Below are 12,778 nucleotides of genomic sequence, written 5' to 3'. Positions count from 1 at the left end.
TGAGTGAGCGGATTAACAGGAGTCCACTGGTTACGCTTGTCACTGTTCTGTTGAAGTAATGGTGACAGATAAGTGTACTCCTGATTTTTTTGAGTTTTTATTTCGATATTTCTAGGAGTATTAAATGAGCGCAGAGATACTCGCAAAAGCCGGGCAGGCTTTTGATATGTTCCTGTTTCTTGCGGTCGAGTTGACCCTGTTGTTTCTGGTGATCAGCTTTATCATTGGTGTCATTCTCGACTATATGCCAGCGGAGCGAATCCAGAAAATTCTCGGTTCCAAAGGCGGTAAAGGCTATATATCTGCCGGTTTGCTGGGGGCTCTGACACCGTTCTGTAGCTGTTCTACCATTCCAATGCTGGCGGGTCTGTTAAAAGCCAGAGCCGGTTTTGGACCAACCATTACCTTCCTGTTCACGTCACCACTGATGAACCCGATCATCATTGGTCTGTTCCTGGCGACATTCGGGTTTAAAGTCACTGCCGTTTACTTTGTGATTGCGCTTGTCGTGTCTGTGATTGGCGGTTATGTACTGGAGAAGCTGGGCTTTGAGCGTTATGTTAGTGAAGACGTTGTTCACGGCAAAACATCCTCGGGTTGTGGTAGCCAAAAAGACTCCGGCTGTGGCGACAGTAAGCCTGTCGAAAAAGAAACCTCTGGTTGTGGCACTAACACCGGTTGTAGCACTAACACCGGTTGTGGCACAAAACCAGCCAAAAAAGACGGTCGTTGGGCACGTATCTGGGCTGAAACCTGGAGACAGTTCAAGAAAGTCTTTCCGGCATTGATGGTGGGTATTGGTATTGGTTCGTTTACTTACGGTTTTGTACCGGCTGATTTTATTGCCCAGTACGCCGGACCTGAAAACCCGCTGGCTATTCCATTTGCTGCTGTGATTGGTGTGCCACTGTATATTCGTGCTGAAGCGGTTATTCCTCTGGCTTCTGCACTGGGTGCCAAAGGTATGGGCATGGGCGCACTGATGGCACTGATTATTGGTAGTGCCGGCGCGAGCCTGACCGAAGTGATTCTGCTGAAGTCACTGTTCCGTAACCAGATGATTGCAGCGTTCCTGGCGGTTATCTTCTCCATGGCGGTAACAGCAGGGCTGGTATTCACCCTGATAGCATAATGCTTTAACCAATGCCCGGGCCTTATACCAATTCCGTTTTCTAAATATGACCATGAGCAAGCCATTCGGGGTCGCGGGACAAGGCGGAACGACGAGTAATAGCGAGCTATTGCGAGGAGTTCCAACGCAGCTCCCGTGATTCTGAATGGCTGCGCAATTCATGTTTAGAAAGGGGAATTGGTATTATTCAGAGGTTCGGGCATTGGTCGTTTAAAATCAGTCGTTTTGTATCCGTTGCTGTATGATCGGAATAATTTTTTAAGGCAGTTTGATAATGAAGCTGGACATCGAAGATTATGCAAAAGCTCTGAAAGAGCTCGGGCACCCTTCCCGGTTAAAGGTCTATAAGCGACTGGCAAAGGCCGGGCGTGAAGGTTTGCCTGTGGGGACTCTGCAGAAAGAACTCGGGATTCCGGGCTCTACATTATCACATCATATCTCTGCGCTGGTGTCGGTCGGGCTGGTGAAGCAGCAAAGAGAAGGACGTACACTCTATTGCATCCCGCAGTTTAAACGCTTTGATGCACTGATCGAATTTTTGTGTGAAGAATGCTGTGCCGATGAACCTGAAGATCTTCAGGGGTAACAACATACAGTGTCGTGTATTTCGAATCGGGCGATTGGTTAACGGGTGAAATCCTGCTAGGGTAATGAAAAAACACACCCGCAAGTCAGAGCTATGAGAAAAATAATAACCTCCGTTGTTCTGTTTCTTACCCCGCTTTTTGTTGTTGCTGAAGAAACACTGCCCGAAATTGACGTGTATAAGTCGCCCACTTGCGGATGCTGTACGAAGTGGGTGAGGCACCTTGAAGACAGTGGCTTCTCTGTCGTGGCGCACAATGTTGAGAATCTGAACGACTATAAGCTCAAGGCTAACCTCCCATACAGTCTGGGGTCGTGCCATACCGCCTTTATTGATGGCTATGCGATAGAAGGCCATGTACCGGCATCCGATATTAAAAGGTTACTGGTAGAGAAACCATCTATTCGCGGTCTGGCTGTACCCGGTATGCCCATTGGTTCACCTGGAATGGAATTTGGTGATCGGAAAGACCCTTACCAGACAATAGGTTACACCAAAGATGGGTTAACCAGAGTATTTGCTTCTCATTGAAGGAAGAATGTTTTTTTATAGGGCGCTTCGCTTATTACGTATCTAATTACGTAGGAGTGCAGCTCGTTAATTCTTGACTGTAAACAGTTCTGGTTAAAAAATCACTTTCATCAAGACCTCTTCCCCATCATTGACGTTTGGGGAGCCTACAGATTATTGCTAAAAAGGCTGGAATGCAGTGAGCAGTCATAAGTTAAAGGAAGCCGGGCTTAAGGTAACGCTTCCCCGGGTGAAAGTACTGGAAGCGATGGAATCGCTGGTTGGCAGTCATGTCAGTGCGGAAGACGTATACAAGCTGTTATTGGAAAACAAGACCGATATTGGTCTGGCGACCATTTATCGAATTCTCAATCAGTTTGAAGAAGTGGGTATTCTGACGCGTCATAACTTTGATGGCGCTGTAGCTCGATTTGAGTTGAAATCATCCAATCACCACGATCATATGATCTGCACCAACAGTGGTGAAATCATTGAATTTACCGACCCGATCATTGAAGCCCGCCAAAAAGAGATTGCCAGGGAGAAAGGCTACGAGTTATTAGGGCACAGTCTTGTATTGCATGTTAAGCGTACAGGCAGTCCCGCATAATCAGCATGTGCGTGAGTTTATTTGGTATGTGTTGTTGATTTAGCGTTGATTGTTTTGAAAAAAGTAACAGCTTATAGCTTGTTACTTTTTTTGTAATTAGCTATTGAAATAATAGTGCAAATGAGAATAATTGGCATTTATGAAAAAGAAGTACGACTCCACACAGGTTGTTTAATTAATGTCCCGCCATTGCATTCCACACAAAGCCAAGTTTCTTTCTCTTACTATTGCTGCCAGTTTATCCTCGGCGGCGGTCGCTCAGGAAACCTCTCAGGATAATGAGTCCTCTTATATGATGAATCAGGTCGTAGTGACAGCGACTAAGACGGAGAATAACCTTGCTACTGCTCCGGCCTCAATGGCTGTTATTTCCGGTGATGAGCTTCGTCAGCAGCCTGCGAACAGCCTCAATGATATTGTCAAAAAAGCAGTAGGCGTCGAAAGCCGTAAAGATGGTGGGCGTGGCGGTCGTGAAATGATCAGTATTCGCGGTATGGACCCAAAGTACACCATGATTATGGTCAATGGCCGCAAAATGAGTTCTTCTAACGCGATTATCCGCGGTAACGACTTTGATCTGACGTCTATACCTCAGGAAGACATTGAACAGATCGAGATTATTCGTGGCCCGATGTCTGCACTTTATGGCTCCGAAGCACTGGGCGGTGTCGTCAATATCATCACCAAAAAACCAGACAATGAATGGACCAGCACGATTACGGGTGACTACTCCCGCCCTACTGACCGAAAAGGCGGTATTGAGCGCAGCATGGGTCTGAATACCGGTGGTGCCCTGATTGATGATGAGCTGTTTCTGAACCTGTCCCTGAATAAAATGAGCCGTGATGCCTGGAAGCCATTCAGCGGTGACAGGGCTGATGTAACGGGACTGGAAGAGCGTGAGACTCTGGGTGTGTCCGGTAATCTGAGCTGGCTGATCGATGATCGCCAGATTCTGGATTTTGATGTGACTTATAGCGATGACGAAAGGGAAGGCTTTCTGGAGACTATTCGTGATGACAGAGCCCGGTTTAATGATTCGGATGTTCGGATAAAGCGTAACTCGGTTGCTATTACTCATAGTGGTGAGTGGGACTGGGGTGATAGCCAGATGCGTTATGCCCGTGAATATGTGGAAAGTGGATCGATGAATTTCACTACCAACCGCAGGGACTATGCCAAAGAAACCAACAATGCCATTGATGGCTCTGTTACCACTGAAATTAACGACCATCGTCTGACGTTTGGTGGTGAAATCCGAAAAACAGATCTGGTCAATAAGGCTGATTTGTCAGGATCAGGAAAGGCCGATGTGCAACAGGAAGCATTGTTCATTCAGGATGAATGGAGCCTGAACGATGACTGGACATTAACCTATGGTACCCGCCTTGATCACCATGAAGATTTCGGTACAGAGTTCAGTCCACGTGCATACCTTGTCAATACAGTGACAGACAGGCTCACCGTTAAAGGTGGTGTAGGTCAGGCCTTTAACGCCCCTTCACTACTTAACCTGACTGAAGACTATCGCCTGAACAGTTGTCGTGGCGACTGTATTGTTGTTGGTAACCCTGACCTTAAGCCGGAAACTAGTACCAGCTATGAACTCGCTTTCAACTATCAGGAAACTAACTGGATGGTGGAAGCCGCTGTGTTCCGCAATGATATTGATAACCTGATTGAGCAGGACCGAGACACCATTATTGGCTGGGAACCGACGGATGATCCGGATAAACCCAAAAGAATTCATACCTACAAGAACATCGACAAAGCTCGTGTTGATGGTATTGAGTTGGGCGGTCGTATAGAACTGACCGAGACACTGGCATTCAGAGCTGATTACACCAACACCCATGCGATTGACCGTTCTACGGGTAAGCGCCTGCTTAACCGTCCGCGTCAGACTGTATCTACCCAACTTGACTGGAAGGCTATGAACAAACTGAACACTTTTGTTCGAGCTACTCATACCGGCACCCAGAAGATTGAGGAAGACCGTGAGATGGAGGGCTATTCACTGATTGATCTGGGCATGACCTACAGCGTAACGTCTGACCTGAATTTGCGTGCCGGTGTCACCAATATTTCCAACCGACAACTGTCTGACAGTACTCGCCGACAGGGTTACAACATTGACCCAAGAACCTGGTATGTCGGCTTTAGCACGACGTTTTAATTCATAAAAACGACAGGGTGCCTCCAGTGTGGCAGGGGGTGCCCTTCATCTTTTTTCAGGTTTCTGAGGCATTTTAAAATGGATATTTTGCAACACTTCAAACGGCTGATGCCTGTATTCGGCTTGGCTGTTTTTCTTTCAGGCTGTTCCAGTCAGGATTCAGATGTTCTGGATACAACATCGGTTAATACACGAACCATCCATCATGTGATGGGCGCTACAGACGTTCCGGAAAACCCCCGGCGTATTGTTGTTTTGTCAGTAGAGGCGACAGAAACCCTGTTGGCTCTGGGCATCAAGCCTGTAGGCGCAGTACGTTCAGAAACGGCGAATCCGTCTGATACCTGGTTTGCCCATATTCGTGACGATATGGAAGGGACGCCAGTGGTAGGGCAGGAAACCCAGATCAATCTGGAAGCGGTTGCCAGCCTGCAACCAGACCTGATTATTGGTATCAAGGCACGTCAGGAAGCTCTGTATCCTCAGCTGAGTGCGATCGCACCAACCGTCTTTACCGATCAGTTTCAGGGGCGACTGCGTGAGAATCTGTCTCAGGTCAGTGCAGCTGTCGGCAGGGAACAGGAAGGTCAGGACATTCTGACTGATCTTGACCATCGTATTGAACGTTTGTCATCCAGACTAGACGACGCTGGATTTCTTGAGCAGGAGGTCGGTGTTTATCGCTTTCAGGTGACAGGTGCCCGTTATTACTACAACACCAGCTTTGCGGCAGGGTTGATTAAAGAGTTGGGCTTTGCCCGCCCTGAGTTGCATGACAAGGACGATTTTGCCGAGCCTCTGACCATGGAACGCATTCCCGAAGCGGATGCAGATATCCAGTTCTACTTTACTTTTGCGGCTGCTGATCCGGAAAGCGGTGTTGAGAATACCAACAACTGGTTAAGTCACCCATTATGGCAGGAGCTGCGTGCGCACCAGAAAGGCCAGATTTACCAGATGGATAATGACATCTGGAACAAGTCTTACGGCATTCTGTCCGGACGCAAGGTGCTACAGAACATTGAGGATGCCTTGCTGCCCGGTCAAGAGAAGCAGGAAGGCTGATAATGACGGCAGTTTCCCGACAAATGATGATGCCAGTGCAGGTGCCGAAAGGTCTGGTGCTGGCTACCCTGTTTCTGGCAGTGATTGCGCTGGCAACATGCAGCATGATCCTGGGTTATACCGGAATCAGCTGGCAGGATGTTACAGGTGCTTTTTCAGCATTCGACGGCAGTCGTGAGCATATTGTCGTTCTGGAGATGCGTTTTCCAAGAGCTGTTCTGGCGACGTTGGTCGGAGCCAGTCTGGGCGTCGCCGGTCTCTTTATGCAGGGGCTGACCCGCAATCCGCTGGCATCACCCTGTATCTTTGGTATTAATGCCGGGGCGTCTCTGGCGATAGTGGTTGCAACGGCGTTTTTTGGTGTCACCAGTCATGAATTCTTTGCCCTGTTTGCCATGGTCGGCGCTGCTGCAACAGCATGTGTCGTTTATTTTCTAGGAATGTCCACCGGTAACCTGACACCACTTAACCTGACGCTGGCAGGGGTAGCGGTGAATGCTTTTCTGGCTTCGATTACTTCCGGCATTCTGGTGTTTAATGAATCCGTTCTCGACGAAGTGCTGTTCTGGCTATCCGGTTCTATAGAAGGACGCCGACTGGATCTGGTGGTGTCTATGATTCCGGTGATGGTTGCTGGTTGGCTGGTGGCTTTCCTGCTGGCTAAATCCATGAACGCGCAGGCTTTGGGCGATGACATTGCCAAAAGCCTTGGGCAGAAAACCGTCCGGGTAAAACTGGCAGCTTGTCTGGTAGTGGTGTCTCTGGCAGGTATTTCTGTGGCAATGGCTGGCCCGATCGGTTTTGCTGGCCTGATTGCTCCGCACTTTGCCCGGGCGCTGCTGGGGCTTGATTATCGCTGGCTGATTCCCGGTTCCATGTTTATTGGTGCCAGCCTGCTGTTGTCAGCAGATGTACTGGCCCGATTTATTGTCTGGCCGCAGGAAGTACCGGTCGGGGTTGCCATGTCGTTGATTGGCGCGCCTTTCTTTATTGCTTATGCACGACGGAGCCTGACTACATGAACTCAAGCTCTTTATCACAGTCGATATCGAACGCTTTGCCAGACCAGTCTTCAAACTATTTTCTGGTTCGCAATGCCTGGGTATCTCACCTGTTTCCGCGCAAGGGTGTCATCTCCCTTGGCATTGTTGCGTTGCTTCTGGTCGTCAGTGTTGTAGTAGCTCTGGGAACGGGTTCCAGCACGATCAGTCCATGGCGGGTGGTGCAGACTCTGGCTGGTCAGGGAGATGTGACAGAATCGCTGATCATCAATACATTTCGCCTGCCCCGGGTGTTGATGGCCGTTATGGTAGGAACCGGCTTGGGTATTGCCGGTGTCATTATGCAGGGCTTGGTGCGAAACCCTCTGGCATCGCCCGATGTTTTGGGTGTGACTGATGGTGCAAGCTTTGTCGCTGTATCGATTATCACCCTGTTTTCAGGCTCAATCAGTATGATGCTGATGCCGGCTTTTGTTTTTGCCGGTGGTGTGATCACCGTTATGGCTATTTACTTCATTGCCTGGAATAACGGCGTAGCGCCAAGGCGTATGATCTTGATTGGTATTGGCATGGGATCTCTGTTAACCGCTGCCCGTACCGTCATGATGACCATGAGCTCCATTGATAAAACTGCAGCAGCGCAGGTGTGGCTGAGTGGTAGCCTGAATACGGCCAACTGGCAGCAGGTACAGATTCTTTCAGTGTGGTATTTGTTGCTGGTGCCCTTTTTGATTCTTGCCATGCGCAGTCTGACGGCTCAGAGTCTGGGTGATGACGTGGCAAGAGGGTTGGGTAGCCGGCTGACGCCTGAACGTTTTGGCCTGATTATGCTCAGTACCGCACTGGCAACGGGCAGTGTCGCCTTTTGTGGCAGCATTGGTTTTGTTGGCCTGATGGCACCGCATATTACCCGACGACTATTAGGTAACATGCCTGAGCTGCTGTTGCCCGGTGCAGCTATGGTGGGTGCATTGTTGGTGGTGGTCAGTGACCTGGCGGGTCGTCTGCTGCTGGCTCCACTGGAAGTGCCTGTAGGTATTTTAACTGCCGCAATTGGTGGCCCTTACTTCATCTATCTGTTGGTGACAAAGAAATGAGTCGTCCCGTTCTCCAAAGTCAGAAACTGTCACTGGGTTACGGTGACAAAACCATTATCAACAACATTGATCTGGACATTCCCGAAGGCAAAATCACGACGCTGATCGGCGCTAATGGCTGTGGTAAATCGACCCTGTTGCGCTCCATGGCTCGTCTGCTGAAACCCAAATCAGGTTGTGTGCTACTGGATGGAAAAGAAGTGTTTACCTCCTCCACCAAAGAGATTGCCAAGCGTCTGGCAATTCTGCCTCAGGGGCCTGTTGCGCCGGAAGGTATGTCGGTAATGCAGCTGGTGCGACAGGGGCGGTACCCGCATCAGAGCTGGTTGAAGCAGTGGTCAGAAGAAGACGAACGTTGTGTAGTGGACGCCCTGAAAGCTACCAATATGACCGAGTTTGCCGAACGGACGGTGGATTCGCTATCGGGCGGGCAGCGCCAGAGAGCCTGGATCGCCATGACTCTGGCGCAGAATACACCGGTGATTTTGCTGGACGAACCCACAACCTATCTCGACATGAGTCATCAGGTTGAAATCCTTGATCTGTTGTTTGATTTGAACCGGGATTCAGGTCGCACTGTTGTTATGGTTCTGCACGATATGAACCTTGCCTGCCGTTACAGTGATAATATTGTTGCGGTTAAGAATGGCGAGATTTATGCCAATGGCCAACCGGAAACCGTGATGACGGCAGAACTGGTCGAGCAGGTGTTTGGTCTGGATTCACAGATTATCCCCTGCCCGATGTTCGGTACACCAACCTGTGTGCCCGTGGGTAAGGGACGTAGGATTAGCACCCCATTGCATGTGGTTGAGTCGGTGCCGATTGCCAGATCAGCCTGAGCTTGCAAGATTGGTTTAAAAGGGTACTGGATAGTTAACTATTCAGTACCCTTTTAAACTGGTTATTAGTCTCACTTTGCAGAAAAATATCCCCATATTTTTAATTTTTTATTAATAAAACCGACAGAACTGCAAACTCTTGCTTAGACTGAATCCCCCAAGAACAATCAAGGGGGGGGTATTCAGTGTCCGATGCATCGATAGAACACAGCCCAATTAAATTACTGGTTGGCCGAATTGCGATTCCTGTCTCATTTTGTGCTCTGGTTGCGATTCTCTTTTTACCCCTGCAGGGACTGACACCTGCCGGTCAGGCAATGCTGGGTATTCTGGCGATGGCAGTGATCCTGTGGGTGACTGAGGCTATGGCTTATCCGATCAGTGCATTGCTGATTGCCCTGCTAATGACTCTGTTTCTGGGGCTGACCCCGAACCCGGATACGGGCTCCATCATTGGCACCAGTAAAGCCATTCTTCAGGCAATGAAAGGCTTTTCTTCGCCCAGCATTATTGTCATCTCCGGTGCATTAATTATGGCGGCAGCCATGCAGGCGACAGAGCTTGACCGGCGAATTGCCCGGGCCATTTTATCCCGGGTTCATCCTTCACCCGCTGCCATACTTGCCGGATGTCTTCTGATCGGTGTGGTGTTCTCGTTTCTGGTGCCTTCACCCACTGGTAGAACAGCCGTTCAAATCCCTATTCTTGCCGGTGTGGTTGCAACGCTTGGGCTGGGTGAAAAAAGCCGTTTCGCTGCGATTCTGGTGATTGGTGCAGCACAGGTCAGTACTATCTGGAATGTTGGGGTCATGACGGCTACCGGACACAATGTTGCCGGACTGGAACTGATGGCAGAACACAGCGGTTACTCCCTGACCTGGGCAAAATGGTTGCTTTATGCCGGACCCTGGTCAGCTTTGATGACGATCGTCCTGTTTCTGATTCTTCGGCGTGAACTGAGGGGTGTAAACTTCGATTCTGACACCGGTATTCTTGCCGATAGTCGGGAACCATTAAACCGTCAGCAAATGCGACTGGCTTTATTTACTCTGATTTTGATTACCAGCTGGATTACAGAAGGTTTCCTGCACCATATTACTGTTCCAGCCACCATGCTGATTATGGCCGTTTGTCTTTTACTTCCGGGGCTTGGTGTATTTAAGAACTGGAAAGATGTCGAGAAACGTCTGCCTTGGGGTGTAATCGTGATGTTTGGTGTCAGTATCAGTCTTGGTCAGCAACTGGTGAGTACCGGAGCTGCCGCCTGGTTAGCAGAATCCTGCTTTTCGGCATTGGATATATCGTCGTTTTCCATTCCACTTCTGGTCGTTGTCATGACCAGTTTTTCAATCATTATGCATCTTGGGTTTGCCAGTGCGATGAGTGTGACGGTGGCTTTGCTTCCGGTTTTTCTGGCATTTTCAAGTACTCTGCCACCATCAATGTCTGAAAATGCCATGGGACTGGTGCTGCTGCAATTGTTTGCGGTCAGCTTTGGAATGATTCTGCCGGTGAATGCCCCTCAGAATATGGTGGCGTATTCTACAGGTTCGTTTGACACTAAAACCTTTGCACGAATTGGTTTGCAGCTAACGGCTGCCAGCCTGCTAACCTTCGCTTTGTTTGCTGCCACCTGGTGGAAATGGACTGGTTTGCTGGTTTGAGAATAAGAGTAGCCCTGAAAAAACGGTTTCAGGGCTACTCTGATAATTTCAGTACTGGTATGACAATGCTTTGTTCATTTCGCTGTTTAAATGTCAGAGACGTTCCGGGATACTTTGCATAGTAATCCCATGGAATGTTCAACGGCCCAGATAATCCGATAGCCTGATCCAGACCCGTAGAGTAAGCGACTTTAACCGCAGCCATTATGCCAAGGTTGTAAGCGGCATTAACGCTCCTTACGCCAAAGCCGGTTTTGTAAGGCCTCCCCGATTTGTATGATGAAGCAACATAAGACAGCCCAAGGTTGGTTACTATGGTAATCAGATTGCTCATAGATTCTGACTCGGAAGTATACGAAGGCAGGGTATGCTCTAGCTTTTTCTTTAAAGCATCAGAAGCTGCATAGGCAGAAATTTTTCTAAGAATTTTTGCTGTTTCTGCCATTATTTTGGGGGTCGCTTTTATTCCCCCGTCTGCTGTTCTGATACCGCTATTCACGAGTCTCGAAAGCACTGGAACAGGAGTAGTTTTCAAAGCCATGCCCGAAGGGACTATTGAAGCGGCGTGATCGACCAAATGGGCACTGGCGAAGCATAAAGCCCCGGCAAACAGCTCAGAGTAGAAATTGTCCTGATCGATTTTTTTACAATTCTGAAGTTCGGGATTACACCAAGGCTTATCTTTTGCACCATCAAGATAAGCATGGGCAGCTTGTTGACTTATTTTCTTGACATTATTCACTGCCACTGAGTACATAAATCCAATGCTGGAGTCGATGGCCATTTTTCCTGCCTTGATCTCGCCTCCTCTGGCCATGCCAATAGCAATTTGCAGAAACAAGGGTAAGGCAGCCAGAGCTGTCGAGGTTGCAGCTGTTGCCAGCATTTTATCAAGGCCTGGGTACTTTCCGGTCTCGATATGTTGCCTGACATAGGGTAAAGCCAGCTCAATGGCTAAGTGACTGGCCTGATTAGATGCACTTTTTATAGCATAGTGATTCATTGCTTCAGCAAAGCTGAGCTGTTTCATATTCAGAGTGATGTCGTTATAGATGGCTCTGGACTCTGCCGGTACCAGCATGATGATCAATGCTGCACCGCGTGAGGAGATAATATCGAGACCCACTTCATTCAAGAGTTCGGCCATACCATCGGCCAGATAGTTTGAACCTCCAAGCACCAGTAATGAATCGTAGTATTGTGAATAGGAGTTGCCCGTCGTATCAATGAGTTCTCCTGCAAAAACATATTTGCTGAGTGCGGCAAGGGAGAGAGCTGGAATCAGAATTTTCAGCTTTCTTTGTGCTTTTTTCAGCTCAACAGCAGAGGGTTGTCGATTGGGGCTAATAGTACTCCAGTCTATCGATCCCTCTGGATGCGGAGATAAATGGTTTTTTATTACAGCTCCAGAGCCGGGATTGTAAACAGGTGCTTGCAGGGAAACGCTGGTGTTAGTTGATGGTGCAGTCTCATTGGCGTATACGTTAAATGATTCATTTTTCGGGAAGATAGCGAAAAATCTTGGTGGGTTGTAAGTGTGTGCAAGTAGCCCTGACGAAAGGTGAATGGATACCAGAAACAAAAACGTAACCAGTAACGATCGATGGCTGAGCGGTAGTTTGCACAAAATATATTTCACCATTTTATTATTAACTGAAGTTATTCACATCTGAACACTGGGGCAGTCGTGAATGATGTTTTAGCTATTGAAAATATGATTTCGTATGGTTGAGTACTTATGAATTGCCTTGTTTGTACAGGCAATAGCTCTTCAATTATCACTATTTTTCGGCAATCGAATTTCCGGAAATAAGGATCAAAGCAAAGAGATACCGAGGTGCAACTTGCACTGTATTCTTAGGAAATGGGCAGATAAACCCTTTGATCCGCACGTCAGTAAAGTCTATTTCAGCTGGGCCGGCAAGGTGGTGAAGAAGAACGGATAAGTAATACAGTCGCAGTTATTAGCTATTCTATTGCGCTGACTTTTTGAGCAATTATCCTGCATTGGCAATCGCCGCCTGTGCCTAATTGCTCAAAAAAACATGCTCGTGAAGAAGCTAATAACTTTGATTGGCATAACACGGTTGTGTTT

11 protein-coding genes are annotated in these 12,778 nt (G+C 48.4%); 10 read left to right on the top strand and 1 reads right to left on the bottom strand.

Features of this window, described 5'->3' with window-relative positions; translation table 11 throughout:
- Positions 1–124 precede the first annotated feature (124 nt).
- The 10 genes from EZMO1_RS01330 to EZMO1_RS01285 all read left to right on the top strand — a co-directional run bounded on the left by EZMO1_RS01330 (position 125) and on the right by EZMO1_RS01285 (position 10,683).
- A complete protein-coding gene (locus EZMO1_RS01330) occupies positions 125–1,132 on the top strand; it encodes a permease (protein WP_034879214.1) in 1,008 nt (335 codons plus the stop codon).
- Positions 1,133–1,406: 274 nt separating this feature from the next.
- Positions 1,407–1,718: an ArsR/SmtB family transcription factor gene (locus EZMO1_RS01325; RefSeq protein ID WP_461781996.1), complete on the top strand. Its 312-nt coding sequence runs from the start codon at positions 1,407–1,409 to the stop codon at positions 1,716–1,718.
- A 93-nt stretch (positions 1,719–1,811) separates the two neighbouring features.
- Positions 1,812–2,249, top strand: coding sequence for a DUF411 domain-containing protein (locus tag EZMO1_RS01320; RefSeq protein WP_034879213.1), 438 nt, complete (start codon positions 1,812–1,814; stop codon positions 2,247–2,249).
- A 178-nt stretch (positions 2,250–2,427) separates the two neighbouring features.
- The gene (gene fur, locus EZMO1_RS01315) at positions 2,428–2,838 is read left to right on the top strand and encodes a ferric iron uptake transcriptional regulator (RefSeq protein ID WP_034879212.1); all 411 of its coding nucleotides are present in this window, start codon (positions 2,428–2,430) and stop codon (positions 2,836–2,838) included.
- Between the two features lie 178 nt (positions 2,839–3,016).
- On the top strand, positions 3,017–5,014 hold the full coding sequence (locus EZMO1_RS01310; protein ID WP_034879210.1) for a TonB-dependent receptor domain-containing protein: 1,998 nt from the start codon (positions 3,017–3,019) through the stop codon (positions 5,012–5,014).
- Positions 5,015–5,092: 78 nt separating this feature from the next.
- A complete protein-coding gene (locus EZMO1_RS01305) occupies positions 5,093–6,079 on the top strand; it encodes an ABC transporter substrate-binding protein (protein WP_051790633.1) in 987 nt (328 codons plus the stop codon).
- Positions 6,080–6,081: 2 nt separating this feature from the next.
- Entirely contained in the window at positions 6,082–7,101 is a 1,020-nt protein-coding gene (locus EZMO1_RS01300) for a FecCD family ABC transporter permease (RefSeq protein WP_201772237.1), read from the top strand.
- On the top strand, positions 7,098–8,177 hold the full coding sequence (locus EZMO1_RS01295) for a FecCD family ABC transporter permease (protein ID WP_082212341.1): 1,080 nt from the start codon (positions 7,098–7,100) through the stop codon (positions 8,175–8,177). Before EZMO1_RS01300 ends, EZMO1_RS01295 begins: the two co-directional genes overlap by 4 nt.
- Entirely contained in the window at positions 8,174–9,019 is an 846-nt protein-coding gene (locus EZMO1_RS01290; RefSeq protein ID WP_034879209.1) for an ABC transporter ATP-binding protein, read from the top strand. The genes EZMO1_RS01295 and EZMO1_RS01290 overlap by 4 nt, the downstream gene beginning before the upstream one ends.
- A 185-nt stretch (positions 9,020–9,204) precedes the next feature.
- On the top strand, positions 9,205–10,683 hold the full coding sequence (locus EZMO1_RS01285) for an SLC13 family permease (RefSeq protein ID WP_051790630.1): 1,479 nt from the start codon (positions 9,205–9,207) through the stop codon (positions 10,681–10,683).
- Between the two features lie 34 nt (positions 10,684–10,717).
- Here EZMO1_RS01285 and EZMO1_RS01280 read toward each other — a convergent pair whose 3' ends face one another.
- The gene (locus tag EZMO1_RS01280) at positions 10,718–12,325 is read right to left on the bottom strand and encodes a hypothetical protein (RefSeq protein ID WP_222842174.1); all 1,608 of its coding nucleotides are present in this window, start codon (positions 12,323–12,325) and stop codon (positions 10,718–10,720) included.
- Positions 12,326–12,778 lie beyond the last annotated feature (453 nt).

Origin of the sequence: Endozoicomonas montiporae CL-33 (assembly GCF_001583435.1) — a bacterium.
GTDB lineage: Bacteria > Pseudomonadota > Gammaproteobacteria > Pseudomonadales > Endozoicomonadaceae > Endozoicomonas_A > Endozoicomonas_A montiporae.
Note: the sequence above shows the minus strand (reverse complement) of the source record. Positions and strands in the feature narration are given on the sequence as shown.